The sequence below is a fragment of the Pantoea sp. UBA4549 genome, from assembly GCF_002387285.1.
Taxonomy (GTDB): Bacteria; Pseudomonadota; Gammaproteobacteria; order Enterobacterales; family Enterobacteriaceae; genus Pantoea; species Pantoea borealis.
The window spans coordinates 384,158-400,839 of record NZ_DGLH01000009.1; the positions used below are offsets into that span (position 1 = coordinate 384,158).

The following is a 16,682-nucleotide window of genomic DNA, read 5'->3' on the forward strand; positions in this document are numbered from 1 at the left end:
CAGCAATGTTCCGGCTCAGGACCCCTGTTATGGAAAATTTTCTCAGCTCTGACGCGATCCGTACGCTATTTTCACAGGCCATGTCGGCCATGTATCAGCAGGAAGTGCCGCAGTATGGCGTGCTGACGCAGCTGGTCAGCGCGGTCAATGAACGCACGCTGGAAGCGAATCCCGCGCTGAAGGATCGGCTGGCGGCAGCGGATGAGCTGGCGCGGCTGAGCGTTGAGCGTCATGGCGCTATCCGGGTCGGAACGGCCGCCGAATTATCCATGCTGCGGCAGATGTTTGCGGTAATGGGCATGGAGCCGGTAGGCTACTACGATCTCTCGCAGGCGGGCGTACCGGTTCACTCCACCGCTTTCCGGCCCGTCAGTGAGGCGGCGCTGCGGCGTAATCCGTTTCGTGTTTTCACCTCGCTGCTGCGCCCTGAGCTGATTGACGATCCGGCGCTGCACGCCCGCGCGATGGCGATACTCGGGGCGCGTGACATCTTCACGCCCGGCTGCCGCAGGCTCATTCAGCGTCATCAGGAGCAGGGTGGCCTGAATGCCGGAGATGCTGCGGCCTTCGTCAGCGAGGCGCTGGAAACGTTCCGCTGGCATGCGCATACCACGGTTGACAGCAAAACCTATCATGCTCTGAGCCAGCAGCACCGGCTGATCGCCGATGTTGTCTGCTTCCGCGGCTGCCATATTAATCATCTGACGCCGCGTACGCTGGATATCGATCGCGTACAGGCGCTGATGCCAGCGCGCGGCATTGAGCCAAAAATCCTGATAGAAGGCCCGCCGCTGCGCCGGGTGCCGATACTGCTGCGGCAAACCAGCTTCAGGGCGCTGGAAGAGGCGGTGCATTTCAGTGACGGTACGCCTGGCACACACACGGCGCGTTTTGGCGAGATTGAGCAGCGCGGCGCGGCGCTGACTCCGGCCGGACGGGCACTGTATGATCGGCTGCTGGCTGCTGCTGGCTCCGGCAGCGATAATGTGCAGCATCAGCAGCGTCTTGGTGAACTGTTTCGGGATTTCCCCGATGATGAAGAAACGCTGCGCGAGCAGCAGCTCGCCTGGTTCCGCTATCGCCTGACAGAGCGCGGTGAACAGCAGCCCCCGCGTGCCGGAGAAAGCGTGTCAGCCCTGCTGCAGGCTGGCCGGCTGCAGGCAGAACCTATCGTATATGAAGATTTTCTGCCGGTAAGCGCGGCGGGCATCTTCCAGTCTAATCTTGGCAATGCGGTAACAACGCGCGAAGCGGGTCACGCCAGTCAGGCAGAGTTTGAGGCGGCGCTGGGTGCGGCCGTGCAGGATGAGATGGCGCTCTATGCGCAGATGCAGCAGCGCAGTCTGACACGCTGCGGAATTAATGAGGGCTGACAGAGAGCCGGTCAGCGAAATCAGCGATGATTTCAGCAGCCGGCGATTTTTTTTATCATTATTGCAGGCGCATATGCGGACACGCTTCTGCTTAGCGACACCCTTCAAAATGGTTACGCTTTTTCCCCGATGTAAGCACGGTACTCCATCAAACCTGTCAGTTCAGAAAGTAACTCATCTGACCTGCCAGATTCAGCTGTCACAATAGACCAGATAACCTGCGGAGAGTAAGCCAAAATATTTGATGATCTCATTCAGTGATCCGGGTCATGTTTCGGCATAATCTGCAAATGCATTAAGAACATAGACATTTATCAGGTCGCTGCAAATAATGAGGGATGATTTATCAGGGAACCCGACATGAAAAATGAACCGCGTCTGAGGATCAAGACAGCAGAAGGCGAACTTCGCGGCCTGATGGATAATGATATCTATGTTTTCAAAGGGATACCTTATGCAGCACCGCCAACAGGCGCGCTACGGTGGCGGCCGCCTCAGCCGGTAACCCCCTGGCAAAACGTGCGCGACGCCACCGCATGGGGCGCCGCCAGCTGGCAGAGCCGCGAATACTGCATGGGTGTTGGCGGCGGCGATCCGGGTACATTCAGTGAAGATTGCTTATATCTTAATATCTGGACCCCTGACCCGGCGCCTGGCGCACCGCTGCCGGTGATGGTCTGGCTGCACGGAGGCGGTTTTACGCTCGGCGCTGGCAGCCTGGATCCCTATCAGGGCAGCGCGCTGGCTGCGCAGGGCGTAGTAGTGGTCACCCTTAACTACCGGCTGGGCCATCTTGGCTTTTTCTCACATCCGGCGCTGGATGCGCAGTATGCCGCGGGCGCAACGGTTAACAACTTTGCGCTGCTTGATCAGATTGCCGCGCTGCAGTGGATCCAGCGCAATATTCCTGCTTTTGGCGGCAACCGCCACAATATCACGCTGTTTGGCGAATCATCCGGTGCACGCAGCGTGCTCTCTCTCTGCTGCTCACCGCTGGCAGAAGGGCTGTTTCACAAAGGCATCGTTCAGAGCAGCTACAGCCTGCCTGACCTGACGCAGCAGCAGGCGAGGCAAAAGGGAACAGAGGTGGCAGCCCATTTCGGACTGCCACCGGAGGCAACGGCAGAACAGCTGCGCGCGCTGCCTGGCGATGCATTCTGGTCGCTGACGCAGCCGCTGGCGCCCGGGCCGGTTGCGATCAGCGGGGATGCCGTGCTGCCAATGCCGATGCTCGACACCTTCATCGCCGGCCGGCAGCATCGTGTGCCGCTGATGATTGGCAGCAACAGCGATGAAGCCAGCGTGCTCGACTACTTTGGCGTAGACGCGCGCGGCGTGCTGCGGCAGATGCGCAAAAAGAACCGCTTCACCTATCGCCTGCTGAAATGGTTATACGACATTCATGATGATGCGCTACTGGGACGCGCGGTGGCGCGCGATATGGCCTTTACGGTTATGCCGCTGCTGGTGGCGCAGTCGCAGGCCGGTAAGGGCATGCCTGTCTGGCGCTACTGGTTCGATTATGTTTCTGAAAATGCGCGCGATCTCTATCCGCACGGTGCCTGGCATGGTAACGAAATTCCCTATGTATTCAACACGCTGGAGACGCTGCTCCCGACCGACAATCGTCCTTACACCGCCGCTGACAAAACCCTGGCTGCAGAGGTGAGCGCGTACTGGCTGGCGTTTGCCAGAGATGCCACTGAATTCAGCTATTGCCTGCGCGGTCGTAATGCAACTGAGTGGCCCGTCTGGCGTGAGGGTGAAGATGTCACGCTCGCGTTTGGCGAGCAGGGCCGTGCGGTCACGGTGTTAAAAACACGCTTTATGCGCCGCCGTCTGCGCCTGTTCCGGCTGATGATGCGCAGCCACGTACGCTTGTGATCCTCCCTTCAAACTGGCCTGTCAGTGCGCTGTTTTCGCCCGGGACGCTGACGCTGGTTTAATTTACAAAACGGTTACATTTTCCCTGCCTGCTGCCGATAACCCCGATATGCCCGATTTTATCGGGCAATAACGCGTATCAATCCAGGGGAACAGGTATGGGTATTTTTAAAAATTTTACGATTCGCGCGGTATTGCTGACGCTGCTCGGGCTGTTTTGCCTGTTGTGGTGCGGCGTCGGCTTATTCAGCGTTTACGCATTGAATTCGCTGGGGAAAGGCAATGAGGTCGATCGCCAGCTGGTGAATCAGATGACGGTGCTGAGCAAAGGCAACGATCAATATTTTCGGGTAGTAACGCGTCTGTCGCGCGTCATGGAGAGCCGTACAGCAGACGTGGCGATCAGCGCAGAGGCTTTTGCTCCCGTTGAGCAGGCGCTGAGCAGCATGAAAGCGCAGCTGGAACAGTTCAAAGCGATGGCACCCGGTCCGATGGATCCGGCAACGGCAGAGGATGTGATTAACAGCTGGCAGAAACTGCTGGATGAGGGGATTGCGCCGCAGGTCGCGCTGGCAAAACAGGGCACGCCGGAGGCGTATAAAGCGCAGGCGACCGGCGTGACGCCGGCGCTGAGTCGCGCATTTGGTGCCACTGCCGAAACTTTCAATCAGTCTGCCGGCAGTAAACTGGATGCAACACGGGTTACGGTAGACCGGCTGACCGGCGTCACCAAAGTCATTATTGTTATTGCGGTGGTGGCAGGTCTGCTGATCCTGCTCTTTACCGACCGGTATCTGGTGAGCACGCTGGTTAAACCGCTGGAGCGCATCCGCGATCACTTTACGCTGATTGCGCAGGGCGATCTCAGTCAGCCAATGGAGGATTTTGGCCGCAACTGCGTGGGCAAACTGATACCGCTGCTGCGCGCCATGCAGGAGAGTCTGCGTGAGGCCGTCAGCGCCATCCGCAGCGGTACAGAAAATATCTATCGCGGCGCGTCGGAAATCTCTGCCGGCAACAATGACCTCTCTTCGCGCACTGAAGAGCAGGCGGCCGCGCTGGAACAGACTGCCGCCAGCATGGAGCAACTTACCGCTACGGTGAAATTCAACGCTGATAATGCCCGTCAGGCCAGCGCGCTGGCAGAAACCGCAACCGGAACGGCCCGGCAGGGAGGGCAGCTGGTGGGCGATGTTGTTACCACGATGCAGGGCATTTCCGGCAGCTCGAAAAAAATTGCTGAAATCACCAGCGTCATAAACAGCATCGCTTTCCAGACCAATATCCTGGCGCTTAATGCGGCCGTCGAAGCGGCGCGTGCCGGTGAGCAGGGCCGCGGTTTTGCCGTGGTGGCCAGCGAGGTGCGTAATCTGGCGCAGCGCAGTGCCGGAGCAGCGAAAGAGATTGCCAGCCTGATTGCCGACTCGGTGGAGCGGGTGGACAAAGGGTCTGCGCTGGTGAGCAGCGCCGGCACCACCATGGATCAGATCCTGACGTCCGTACAGGATGTCAGCGAAATTATGAAGCAGATCGCCGCGGCCTCCGAAGAGCAGAGCAAAGGGATTTCGCAGGTCGGCACCGCGGTTACGGAGATGGACAGCGTGACGCAGCAGAACGCCTCGCTGGTTGAGCAGGTCTCAGCGGCGGCGAGCGCGCTCGAACGGCAGACGGAAGCGCTGCAGCTCTCCGTCGCGCGTTTCCGTCTCTCCGCGGGTGCGCCGGTTCATCATGCGACGCCGGTTTCCGCTGCTCCGCTGCGTCGTCCGACGCTGGCTGGAGCTGCCCCGGCGGGGAAACCCGCGGTCAGTGAGGAGTGGGTCGCGTTTTAGGACGCGCTGAGCCACGACACCAGTTCAGTGAGCAGCGGCGGGGTGCGCGCATCCTGACGCTGCAGTAAACTATACGCTGCCCCGGTTGCCACGCTGCCGGGGAACGGCGTCACCAGCCGCTGCGCCAGCAGATCGCTTTCGATAAGCGTGATATCCGCTACCGTAATACCAAACCCCTGTATTGCCGCACTGATAGCGAGATCCATGGTGGCAAAATGCTGATTACGCTGCATCACCAGGTTAACCCGCTGCTGCTGCAGCCAGTGCTGCCAGTCACGCCGGTCAGGCGTCGGGTGCAGAAACGTCAGCGCGCTCATCTCTTCAGGTTGCTGCGGGATCGTCATTCCGGCAGCCAGCACCGGCGTCAGACGCTCATCGAACAGCCGCAGCGCATCAGGCGGCGGCGGCCCGTAAACAATCGCCGCATCAAACTCCTCCAGCTGAGAAACATGTTCATGGGTCGTGGTCAGCGCAACATGCGTCGCCGGATAGCGCTGTTCGAACGCAATCAGACGGGGGAGCAGCCAGCGCATAATGCAGCTGGGCGCTTTTAGCCGCAGCGTCTGCGACGGCTGGCGCGCCCGTTCCGTGACCGTCAGCAGCTGCTGATAGCTCTGTTGCAGTTCCGGCAGCAGCGCCGCGCCGCGTTCAGTCAGTCGCAGGCCCCGCGCATGGCGCTGAAACAGCGCAAAGCCCAGCCAGTTTTCCAGCGCAGCAATTTTACGGCTTACCGCACTCTGCGTCAGGCACAGCTCGCGCGCCGCGTGCGTCAGATTAAGACAGCGGGCCGTAACCAGAAACGCGTTGATCGCATTCAGTGGGGGTGCAGAACACGCCATAACATCCTCAGCTATGCAATTTTCTCATGGCTATTATGACGACAATTCGCTTGTCGCCTCAAGGCGCTGTGCGTTGAATAACGATCTGATCTATTCATCTTACTCTGTCAGTCAGCGAGGCCGCAGCCATGAGCATCACCACGCCAGTTTCCCTCCACTCAAAACAGCCTGATGTGGGCACCACGATTTTTAGCGTGATTGGTCAGCTCTCGGCCCGCCATCAGGCGATTAATCTGTCGCAGGGGGCGCCCAATTTTCCCTGCGATCCGCTGCTGGTGGAGCAGGTGGCGCAGGCGATGCGCGACGGCCACAATCAATACGCGCCGATGACCGGCCTGCCGGCGCTGAAAAATGCGCTGGCGGAAAAAGTGCAGACGCTTTATGGCCAGCATTATGACCCTGACAGTGAAGTGCTGATCACCGGCAGCGCCAGCCAGGGGCTCTATATGGCGATTTCAGCCCTGGTGCACGCAGGCGATGAGGTGATTTTTTTCGAGCCGGCATTTGACAGCTATGCGCCGGTCGTGCGGTTGCAGGGTGCCACGCCGGTGGGAATAAAGCTGCAGCAGCCCGATTTTGCCATTAACTGGGAGGCGGTGCGCGCCAGTCTCTCCTCCCGTACCCGCATGATTATCATCAACACACCGCATAATCCGACAGGACAGGTGCTGACGCCTGCCGATCTCAGCGCGCTGGCGCAGCTGACGCGCAACACCGGCATCATCGTGCTGTCAGATGAGGTGTATGAGCATGTTCTGTTTGACGGTCGGCAACATTGCGGTATGGCGACGCATCCGGAGCTGGCGCAGCGCAGCGTTATCGTCTCGTCGTTCGGCAAAACCTTTCACGTCACCGGCTGGCGGGTTGGCTACGCGCTGGCACCGGCCGCGATCATGGCAGAAATCGTCAAGATCCATCAGTTCATGATGTATGCGGCAGATACACCCATGCAGGTGGGATTTGCCCGCTACCTCTCGCAGCCGGAACACTATCTGCAGCTTGCTGCGCTCTATCAGGCAAAGCGCGATCGGCTGGCCACGCTGCTGCAGGCGTCACCGTTCAGGCTGCTGCCTGCCAGCGGATCCTTTTTTATGCTGGCGAGCTTTCGCGATTTCAGTGACGAGAGCGACAGCGAAATGGTAAAACGTCTCATCGTTGATTACGGCGTGGCGACCATTCCGCTCTCAGCGTTTTATTCAGATGGCACCGATAACCAATTAATTCGGCTTTCGTTTGCAAAAGATGACGCCACACTTGAGGCGGGCGCGGCTGCGCTCTGCCGGGTTACAGGGTAAAAGAGGACACATAATGAAAAAACTGAACGCGCTGTTTATTGCACTGGGCATGATCGCATCGGCACAGACGCTGGCTCAGACCAGTCTGCGCTATGGCGTGGAGTCACAATACCCGCCGTTTGAGAGCCGCAATGCGCACGGTGAGCTGGAAGGCTTTGATATAGAGCTGGGTAACGCCATCTGTAAAACCGGCCACTTCAGCTGCAGCTGGGTGGAGAGCAGCTTCGACGCGCTGATCCCGGCACTGCAGGCGAAAAAATTTGATGCGATCAACTCCGCCATGAATATCACCGAAGCGCGGGCAAAAAGCATCGATTTCACTAAACCGATATACCGCATCCCCAGCATGCTGATTGTGAAAGCGGGCGAAAAGCTGCAGCCCACCGCGGAGGCGCTAAAAGGCAAATCTGTCGGCGTGCTGCAGGGCTCTATTCAGGAAACCTATGCGAAAAAGCACTGGGAACCTCAGGGGGTTACCGTAACCTCCTATCAGGATCAGAATCAGGTTTATAACGATATGGTCGCCGGCCGTCTGGACGGCACGCTGGTGATGTCCGCTGCCGGGCAGTCCGGCTTTCTCGATAAGCCGCAGGGAAAAGGGTTTGCCTTTGCCGGCGGACCGGTTGAGGATGACGCCATCCTGGGCACCGGCATCGGTTATGGGCTGCGCAAAGGCGACAGCCAGCTGAAAACGGCGCTGGATGAGGCTATCAGCACGGTGCAGGCAGACGGTACCGTGACCCGGCTGGCAGCCAAATACTTCCCCGGCATCGACGTGACCGCCAGTAAACAGCCCTGATGAAGAGGGTGCAGGCGCAACGCCTGCGCCCCGTCAGACCGGTTTAGCAGCCAGCGCGCAGAGCGCTTCTGCGACCTGATACGATTTTACAAACGAAGGGATCGGCAGAAACTCAAAGCGCGAGTGGAAATTATGCGCGCCGGTAAAGAAGTTAGGCGTCAGCAACCCTTTCGCTGACAGGGCAGAGCCATCGGTGCCACCGCGCATCGGGATCACTTTCGGCGTGACGCCAGCCTGCGCCAGCGCGGCAAACAGCAGATCAATCGCGCGGCGATCTTCGCCAATTGCATTGCTGATATTGCTGTAAATATCGCTGATAGTCAGCGAAACTTTGCCGGTGGGATAGCGGGCAGTGATCTGTTCAGCAACCGTCGCCAGCTGCTGTTTCTTCGCGGCAAACCCCTGCTGATCGAAATCACGAATAGAGGCTTTCAGTACCGCCTGACTGGCGTTCGCCTGCATCTCATTAAACCAGATATAGCCTTCACGTCCCTCAGTGTGTTCCGGGGTCGCCTGACGGTCAAAACAGCTAATAAAGTCATGCGCCATCAGCAGCGGATTAACCAGCACTCCTTTGCCTGACATCGGATGCGCCGGCACGCCGGTGAACACCAGTTCAGCGCTGGCCCCGTTGAAGCACTCATAGACCACTTCCCCCAGCTCACAGCAGTCGATGGTCCAGGCAAAATCCACGTTAAAGCGCTGTTCCAGATCCAGCGCTTTTGCACCGCGCAGCCCAATCTCTTCGTCCGGAACAAACGCCACCACCACATCACCGTGCGCACCCTGCAGATTCGCCATCAGCGTCATCACCACGCTCACCGCTGCTTTGTTGTCTGCGCCCAGCACGCTGGTACCGTCGCTGAAAATAATCTCCTGACCGCGGTAAGGCAGGATCTCCGGGTGTTCCGCCACGCGCAGCCAGATTTGCTGCTCAGCATTAAGGCAGAGATCGTCGCCGGTAAACGTCAGCGTCTGCGGGTGAATATCGGGCGAGAGGCCCACATCCACGGTATCGATATGGGTAATAAAACCGATGCGTGGCGCGCCTGGCGTGTTGCCGGGCTTCACGGCGGTTACGGTGGCGTGCGGGTCAATCTCAACCTGCTGCAGCCCCATATCGCGCAACTCCTGTGCCAGCAGTGCAGCCATCTCATGCTGAGAAGGCGTACTGGGCAGGGTAGCGGATTTCGCATCGCTCTGGCTGGAGACCGCCAGATAACGATAAAACCGTTGGGTCAGTTCCCGGGCAAGCTTGTCTGTCATCACAATTCCTTATCAGTAACGGACCGCAGGTGATACGCCTGACGGTGAAAACATGTTATCAATGAAATAAATAGCGATGCAGACCAACATAAGTCAATAAAAAGCGAGAAACAGCATGAAAATGATGATGAGCAAACTGGCGCTGAGCCTGCTGGGTGTGGCTGTAGCGGGCGGTGTGTCAGCGAAGACGCTGGTTTACTGTTCAGAAGGATCGCCGGAAAACTTTAACCCGCAGCTGTATACCTCCGGCACCAGCGTGGATGCCAGCGCCGTGCCGCTGTTTGACCGGCTGGTGGATTTCCGGCCCGGCACCACCGATCTGCAGCCTGCGCTGGCAGAGCGCTGGGAGATCAGCCCCGATGGCCGGGTTTATACTTTCCATCTGCGCAAGGGCGTGAAGTTTCACAGCAACAAGCTCTTCACGCCAGGACGCGACTTCAACGCGGATGACGTAATATTTTCCTTTATGCGGCAGATGGATGCAAAAAATCCCTATCACACGGTCTCTGGCGGCAATTACGCCAACTTTGAGAGCCTGGAGCTGGCAAAACTGATCACCGCCATTGACCGCGTAGATGATTACACCGTGCGTATCACGCTGGCGCATCCGGAAGCGCCTTTTCTCGCCGATCTGGCCTGGTATTTCGCCTCCATTCATTCAGCCGAGTATGCTGACAAGATGCTGAAAGCCGGCACGCCGGAAAAGGTGGATATGCAGCCGATCGGCACCGGCCCGTTTGAGCTGGTGCAGTATCAGAAAGATTCACGCATTCTGTATAAGGCGTTCCCGGCTTACTGGCAGGGCAAAGCGAAACTGGATCGGCTGGTGTTCTCGATCACGCCGGACGCTTCGGTACGTCTGGCGAAGCTGGAGAAGAATGAGTGCCAGGTCATGCCGTTTCCGAATCCGGCCGATCTCGATAAGATGCGCAACAACCCCGACCTGACGCTGGAGCAGAAATCGGGCCTGAACACCGGTTTTCTCTCGTTTAACACAACGAAAGCGCCGCTGGATAATGTAAAGGTGCGCCAGGCGCTGGCAATGGCCATTAATAAACAGGCGATTATTGACGCCATCTTCAAAGGCACCGGCACGGTGGCGAAAAATATTCTGCCGCCGGGCGTCTGGAGCGCCGATCAGCAGCTGAAAGATTACGCATACGATCCGCAACGGGCTAAAGCGCTGCTGCAGGAGGCGGGCATCAAACCCGGCACTGAGATTGCGCTGTGGGCGATGCCGGTGCAGCGCCCCTATAATCCGAACGCGCGGCGCATGGCCGAGATGATTCAGGCTGACTGGGCGCAGGTGGGCATTAAAGCCACCGTCGTCAGCTATGAGTGGGGCGAATATCTCAAACGGGTGAAGGGCGGTGAGCATCAGGCGGCGCTGATGGGATGGACCACCGCCACCGGCGATCCGGACAACTTCTTTGGCCCGCTTTACAGCTGCACTTCAGCAAACGGCGGCTCCAACTCCTCAAAGTGGTGCTATCAGCCGTTTGAAAAGATCATTACCGCCGCGCGGGCAGAGCAGAATCATGACCGGCGCGTGGCGCTCTATCAGGAAGCGCAGCAGATGATGCATGACCAGATGCCGGCGGTAATGATCGCTCACTCAACGATTTTTGAACCGGTGCGCAAGTCGGTCAGCGGCTATCAGGTCGATCCGTTTGGCAAGCACAACTTCTATCCGGTCGATATCAAGCAGTAAGCGCGGGATCGTCTGTGCTCAGCTGCTGCTGAAGAAAAGTCAGAAACAGAGACAGGGCGGCGCTGCGGGGCCGCCCTGACTGCGCCTGCAGCTGAAGCGTACGCTGGCTGAGCTGCTCGATATTGATACTCCGTAGGGCCAGCTGATGCCGTCCGGTCTGGCCGCGCACGGTAAACGCGCTGCAGATGGTCACCGCCTGCGGCGTCTGCAGCAGAAAGTTAAACAGCGCTGAGAAGTTGTCGCAGGTTAACACCGGTTCAATCAGCTGGCCGCTCATATGACTCGCCAGTTCAAACAGCTGGCGTACGGTGGTGTTTTGCTGCGGCAGCGCCAGCGGATAGTGGCTGAGCTGCGCCAGCGTAATAGCCGGTGCTGCAGCCAGCGGGTGCTGCTGCTGCATCAGCAGCAATACCGGCGCAGGCCAGGAGCCGATAACCTCCACCCCCTGTTCAGCACGCAGACTGAACTGCAGCGCGATATCGCATGCCCCCTGACGCAGCTGCTCTGCCACGCCCTGGGCGTCTGCCACCTGTACCTCAAACAGCGTTGCGGGATACTCGGCACGAAAGGCGGCGATCAGCGCCGGCAGCAGGCTGAACGCCAGTTTATCGGTACAGGCGACACGGATCAGCGTGCGACGTATAGCGCGTAATCCGTTGATTTCTGCCAGGGCATATTCCATATCGAGCTGCGTTTTGCGAACGTGATGCGCAAAAATTTCGCCTGCCTCTGTCAGTACCATCCCGCGCGCGTGACGCTGAAACAGTGGTGTGCCTACTTCTGCTTCCAGCCGCTGTATCTGCCGGCTGATGGCAGATACCGCCACATAGAGCTGCGCGCTGGCGGCGCTGAGCGATCCTTCCCGGGCAACCATCAGAAAATAGCGGAGTTCAGTGCTTAACATCAACGTGCCTCATGATAGTGCATGCCTCAGAAACGGGCAGGCAGGCGTTGCTCTGAAAGCAAAGCATACTCGATAAATTGATCATTGTGGCAAAGCAGTCATTTCGTAAAGATGTCAGCACAATAATACAAAACAGAGATGCAAACATGACACGAGATCGGGCGATATCCGCCGCGCTGCGCTATTTCGACAGCGGTGAGTTTCAGCAGCTGCTGGCAAGACGCGTGGCGCTGCGTACGGAGAGTCAGCGGCCGGATCGTGCGCCGCAGCTGGCGCATTATTTGCGCGAGGAGATAGGCCCGCAGCTGAGCGCCCTGGGCTTTGAGCTGCACTTTATCGCGAATCCGCTGGCGGACAAGCCGCCGTTCCTGGTAGCCGTACGTATGGAAGATGCAGCGCTGCCCACGCTGCTGAGCTATGGCCATGGTGATGTGGTCTTTGGTGACGACGAAAACTGGCGTGCCGGTCTGGAGCCGTGGCAGCTGACGGCTGAAGGTGAACGCTGGTATGCGCGCGGCAGCGCCGATAATAAAGGCCAGCACTGCATTAATCTGGCGGCGCTGGAGCAGGTATGGCAGGCCCGCGGCGGGCGGCTCGGCTTTAACTGCAAGCTGCTGTTTGAAATGGGTGAGGAGATCAGCTCACCCGGGCTGGCGGAGCTGTGCCGGGAACAGGCTGCGCTGCTGAAAGCCGATCTGTTTATCGCGTCAGACGGACCGCGCGTCAGCGCACCCCGTCCGACGCTGTTTCTCGGTTCACGCGGCGCGGTGAACTTTCGCCTCACCCTTAACGCCCGCGAAAACGCCTGCCACTCCGGTAACTGGGGCGGGTTGCTGAGTAACCCTGGCACCCGACTGGCCCATGCGATTGCCTCGCTGATCGGCGCCAGAGGCGAACTGCAGGTCGCCGCGCTGAAGCCTGATTCGCTGACGCCAGAAGTGCGTGCGATCCTGAGCAGCATCCGCGTGGGTGGCATGCCGGGCGATCCGGCGCTGGCGCGCGACTGGGGGGAACCGGGGCTGACGCCTGCCGAGCGCCTCTATGGCTGGAACACGATGGAGGTGCTGACCTTTATCACCGGCAACCCGGCGCGGCCGATGAATGCCGTTCCCGCCAGCGCCACTGCGGTGTGCCAGCTGCGCTTCGTGGTGGGTACCGACTGGCAGCGGCTGGGGGAGCACGTGACTGCCCATCTCGCCGCCGCCGGATTTACCGACGTTGAGGTTGAGGTGCTGCACGGATCGCCTGCGACCCGGTTTGATCCGACCGATCCGCTGGTGGAGTGGGTTCTGGACACGATGGCGACGCTGTGTGAACAGCCTCCGGCATTGCTGCCGAACCTGGGCGGATCGCTGCCCAATGATGTGTTTGCAGATATTCTGGGTTTGCCGACGCTCTGGGTGCCGCACTCCTATCCGGCCTGCGGACAGCATGGCGTCAATGAGCATCTGCTGACGCCGGTCGCGCGTGAAGGGTTGCAGATCATGACCGCGCTGCTGTGGGATCTGGGCGAGCGGGGCGACGCACTCATCGCCCGGCATAGTGCCAGAGCAGGAGAAGCGCAATGAGCAGCCTGAACCCGGCCGTAACGCTTGCGGAGAGCAAACCTGCGCTGCATAAAACGCTGTTTGCCACCTGCATCGGCAATGCACTGGAGTGGTTTGATATTGCGGTGTATGGATTTTTTGCGAGCTATATCGCCCATACCTTTTTTCCGGTCAGCGATCCGGCGGTTTCGCTGCTGCTGACCTTTGGCAGTTTTGGCGTCTCCTTTCTGATCCGCCCGCTGGGGGCAATCGTGCTGGGTAACTACGCCGATCGTCACGGACGCAAGCGGGCGCTGCTGCTCTCAATTAATCTGATGATGCTGGGCGGGGCGATCATTACTTTTATGCCGGGCTACGCGCACATCGGGTTGCTGGCCCCGCTGCTGATCCTGGCCGCGCGGCTGATTCAGGGATTCTCAGCTGGCGGCGAATTTGGCAGCTCAACGGCCTTTCTGGTTGAGCACTATCCTGAGCGTAAAGCCTTTATCGCCAGCTGGCAGTTCGCAACCCAGGGAGCCAGTACGCTGATGGCCTCGGCGTTTGGTCTGGGTCTGACGCAGCTGCTGACCGAAAGTGAAATGCAGGCGTGGGGCTGGCGTATTCCGTTTGCCTTTGGGCTGCTGATTGGCCCGCTGGGCCTTTATATCCGACGCCATGTGCATGAACCCGCAAGCTTTGCGGACCGCCCGCCGGAGCCCGCGCCGCTGAAACGCCTGTTCGGGCGTCAGAAGCAGCTGATGCTGCTGGCCATTGGCCTGATGGTGATCTCAACTGCGGTCAACTACATGCTGAACTATGTGCCGACCTGGGCGACGAAAAATCTGCATCTGTCAGGCACCGTGGCCTTCACCGCTACGCTGCTGGGCGGGGTGATCCTGACGCTGATGACACCGCTGATGGGGCTATGGGCCGAGCGCATTGGCCGGGCGCCGCTGATGTGGGGATCGCTGATACTGTTAATGGTCACTATCTGGCCGGCGTTCCGGCTGTTAGCGAACCATACCACGCCGGTCACGCTGATTCTGCTGGTCTGCTGGATGGCGCTGCTGAAGTCGGTCTACTTCTCTGTGGTGCCCTCGGTGATGGCCGATCTCTTTCCTGCGGGCACGCGCGCCAGCGGTATGGCGATCAGCTATAACATTGCCGTTACGGTTTTTGGCGGCTTCGCGCCCCTGATCTGTACTTTGCTGATCAGCTGGACGGGAACCAGCCTGGCACCGGGCTATTATCTGATGGCGATGTCGCTGCTGAGCGGGGCAGCCTTACTCTTCAGCCAGAAGCATATACGTTAACGCCGTTGCCACATTTTTGCCTGGCTTTGCCCGCGGCGCCGCAGTGTCGTTTACGATCCCGGCATGGCTGCGCCGCTGGCGATAAACCAGGCCAGAAACGTTACGCCGGCAACAATAATAGCAATGGGAAACAGTAAACCAATCTTCATAGCCAATCCTTATTAAGCGAGCCTGAGCAGCGCGCGATGCGTTTTCATTATGCTGAACAGTTCAAACTGCGTGGCACCCGCGATCTGCCGCAGGCGATCGCCTTTATAGTAATCGATGTGCTGAATGTGCCCGAGCTGACGCCAGACCACAATCGCAGATGCCAGCAGCGCACAGTTCTCTTCGTTCTGAAGGCAATCAACCGTTGCATAGCGGGTGTCATCCAGCGTATTGATAAAAACGTTCAGCGCAACGGCTGGCACAATCGCCTGGATATCATCCAGCATGACCTGGCTGACGGCGCGCGACAGAACCAGCGTTAATCGTTTACTGTTCATAACAGTCCCTGCGAAGAGCGTCAGCCCGATTATAAAGGGCAAAACGGACAGGATGCGAGGCGTGATGTATAAAAGCGGGATCCGGCAGCGTGCGTCCCTGCTGCTGCCGGTCAGTCAGCTAGCCATTTGAGCGTAACTGCGGATAGCGGCGGAAAATCGCCACGCACCAGAACAGCGAGAAGAGCCCTATCAGCGCTCCGACGTTGCCCACATCCGAAAGCTGCAGATGCTGGCTGACCTGGTTGCCGAGCAGCGCACCGGCTCCGATACCGATATTATAAATTCCGGAGAAGAGCGACATCGCGACATCAGTGGCGTCCGGGGCCAGTGACAGCACGCGAACCTGCATCGCCAGACCGATCATCATCATCGCCATGCCCCAGATAATACAGAGGGTAATAATGGCGGTCGGGCGCACCGCAGCAAAGATCAGCAGCCCCATACACAGCGTGATCAGCGCAATGGCAGCGATTAACAGCGCGGAGGGGAAGCGGTTACCCAGCGTACTGAACAGAATACTGCCGAGAATACCCGCAGAGCCGAACAGCAGCAGCAGCAGGGTGGTAAAATTGGCATCTGCGTTCGCCACGACCTGCATAAAGGGCTCAATATAGCTGTAAGCGGTGTAATGTGCCGTGACCACCAGCGTTACCAGCAGATACATCGTGACCAGCGCCGGACGGCGGAACAGCATTGGCACGCTGCTGAGTGAGCCGGTATGTTCGCTTGGCAGACGCGGTAACACGCGCACCAGCAGGATCATCAGTACCAGCGCCGAGAGGCCAATCATGCCAAATGTTATGCGCCAGCCGAGGTACTGTCCGATCACGCGCCCGATGGGAACCCCCAGCACCATTGCCAGTGCGGTTCCGGTCGCAAGCATACTCAGCGCCTGCGTTTTCTTACCTGCCGGGGCCACCCGGATGGCAAGCGAGGCGGTGATCGACCAGAACACAGCGTGCGACAGCGCAATGCCGATACGGGAAACCACCAGAGAGCGGAAGTCCCATGCAAATGCAGAAAGCACATGGCTGCCGGTAAAGAGAATAAACAGAACCGCCAGCAGCAGACGCCGCTCAACGTTACGCGTCAGCAGCATCAGCGGCAGCGACAGCAGCGCCACTACCCAGGCATAAATGGTGAGCATGATACCCACATCGGCCGTTTTCATCGAAAAGCTTGCTGCAATATCGGAAAGCAGGCCCACCGGGACAAATTCAGTGGTGTTAAAGACAAACGCCGCAATGGCCAGCAGGACAACGCGTAGCCAGGCTGTTTTACGGGAAACGGTAGAAGTTTGCATGAAGTTCAAATTAGTCAGACAGCAGGTTAACGGGAGCAGAGACGCCTCGAAGGTGATCTGCGTCACAAATTAACTCTATTGTGGCTGATGAACCGGCAGATGGAAACCTGCTAAGGCTTTTTTATTCCTCTGTTTATAACCGGCATCAGCCGCAG

General features: G+C 58.7%; 14 protein-coding genes. 8 read left to right on the top strand and 6 right to left on the bottom strand.

The features are described from left to right. The first annotated feature begins 29 nt into the window (after window positions 1-29). From hglS to B3041_RS08560, 3 genes are all read left to right on the top strand, one after another. Window positions 30-1,373, top strand: coding sequence for a 2-oxoadipate dioxygenase/decarboxylase HglS (gene hglS / locus B3041_RS08550; RefSeq protein WP_065649324.1), 1,344 nt, complete (start codon window positions 30-32; stop codon window positions 1,371-1,373). 360 nt (window positions 1,374-1,733) lie between these two features. Further along, window positions 1,734-3,257, top strand: a complete 1,524-nt coding sequence (locus tag B3041_RS08555; protein ID WP_292971411.1) for a carboxylesterase/lipase family protein — start codon at window positions 1,734-1,736, stop codon at window positions 3,255-3,257. A gap of 158 nt (window positions 3,258-3,415) precedes the next feature. Continuing rightward, window positions 3,416-5,086, top strand: a complete 1,671-nt coding sequence (locus tag B3041_RS08560) for a methyl-accepting chemotaxis protein (protein WP_292971413.1) — start codon at window positions 3,416-3,418, stop codon at window positions 5,084-5,086. Here B3041_RS08560 and B3041_RS08565 read toward each other — a convergent pair. After that, window positions 5,083-5,925, bottom strand: a complete 843-nt coding sequence (locus B3041_RS08565; RefSeq protein ID WP_065649327.1) for a LysR substrate-binding domain-containing protein — start codon at window positions 5,923-5,925, stop codon at window positions 5,083-5,085. The two genes, B3041_RS08560 and B3041_RS08565, sit on opposite strands and share 4 nt — an antisense overlap. Window positions 5,926-6,053: 128 nt before the next feature. Here B3041_RS08565 and B3041_RS08570 point away from each other — a divergent pair, with 128 nt between their 5' ends. Then, window positions 6,054-7,220: a methionine aminotransferase gene (locus B3041_RS08570; protein ID WP_065649328.1), complete on the top strand. Its 1,167-nt coding sequence runs from the start codon at window positions 6,054-6,056 to the stop codon at window positions 7,218-7,220. 13 nt (window positions 7,221-7,233) lie between these two features. Continuing rightward, window positions 7,234-8,019 (top strand): transporter substrate-binding domain-containing protein, encoded by a 786-nt coding sequence (locus tag B3041_RS08575; protein ID WP_065649329.1) that lies wholly within the window; start codon window positions 7,234-7,236, stop codon window positions 8,017-8,019. A gap of 33 nt (window positions 8,020-8,052) precedes the next feature. On the opposite strand, the gene pepT is transcribed toward B3041_RS08575, so the two are convergent. Continuing rightward, complete coding sequence (gene pepT / locus B3041_RS08580; RefSeq protein ID WP_292971418.1) at window positions 8,053-9,285, bottom strand: peptidase T; 1,233 nt, start codon at window positions 9,283-9,285, stop codon at window positions 8,053-8,055. A 124-nt stretch (window positions 9,286-9,409) separates the two neighbouring features. Here pepT and B3041_RS08585 point away from each other — a divergent pair, with 124 nt between their 5' ends. Further along, entirely contained in the window at window positions 9,410-10,996 is a 1,587-nt protein-coding gene (locus B3041_RS08585) for an ABC transporter substrate-binding protein (RefSeq protein WP_292972423.1), read from the top strand. Here B3041_RS08585 and B3041_RS08590 read toward each other — a convergent pair. After that, window positions 10,986-11,900 carry a LysR family transcriptional regulator gene (locus tag B3041_RS08590; RefSeq protein WP_292971420.1) on the bottom strand — a complete coding sequence of 305 codons (915 nt, stop codon included), beginning with the start codon at window positions 11,898-11,900 and terminating at the stop codon, window positions 10,986-10,988. The genes B3041_RS08585 and B3041_RS08590 overlap by 11 nt on opposite strands. 146 nt (window positions 11,901-12,046) lie before the next feature. Between B3041_RS08590 and B3041_RS08595 the strand changes: the two genes are divergently transcribed. Both B3041_RS08595 and B3041_RS08600 read left to right on the top strand, forming a co-directional pair. Further along, window positions 12,047-13,468 carry a M20 family metallopeptidase gene (locus B3041_RS08595; protein WP_292971422.1) on the top strand — a complete coding sequence of 474 codons (1,422 nt, stop codon included), beginning with the start codon at window positions 12,047-12,049 and terminating at the stop codon, window positions 13,466-13,468. Beyond that, entirely contained in the window at window positions 13,465-14,739 is a 1,275-nt protein-coding gene (locus tag B3041_RS08600) for an MFS transporter (protein WP_065649333.1), read from the top strand. The genes B3041_RS08595 and B3041_RS08600 overlap by 4 nt, the downstream gene beginning before the upstream one ends. A gap of 50 nt (window positions 14,740-14,789) precedes the next feature. Here B3041_RS08600 and B3041_RS08605 read toward each other — a convergent pair whose 3' ends face one another. The 3 genes from B3041_RS08605 to B3041_RS08615 all read right to left on the bottom strand — a co-directional run bounded on the left by B3041_RS08605 (window position 14,790) and on the right by B3041_RS08615 (window position 16,527). After that, window positions 14,790-14,888 (bottom strand): YoaK family small membrane protein, encoded by a 99-nt coding sequence (locus B3041_RS08605; RefSeq protein ID WP_139074195.1) that lies wholly within the window; start codon window positions 14,886-14,888, stop codon window positions 14,790-14,792. Between the two features lie 12 nt (window positions 14,889-14,900). Then, window positions 14,901-15,224 (bottom strand): hypothetical protein, encoded by a 324-nt coding sequence (locus B3041_RS08610; protein WP_292971425.1) that lies wholly within the window; start codon window positions 15,222-15,224, stop codon window positions 14,901-14,903. A gap of 118 nt (window positions 15,225-15,342) precedes the next feature. Further along, a complete protein-coding gene (locus tag B3041_RS08615) occupies window positions 15,343-16,527 on the bottom strand; it encodes a sugar transporter (RefSeq protein ID WP_292971427.1) in 1,185 nt (394 codons plus the stop codon). Window positions 16,528-16,682: the final 155 nt, after the last annotated feature.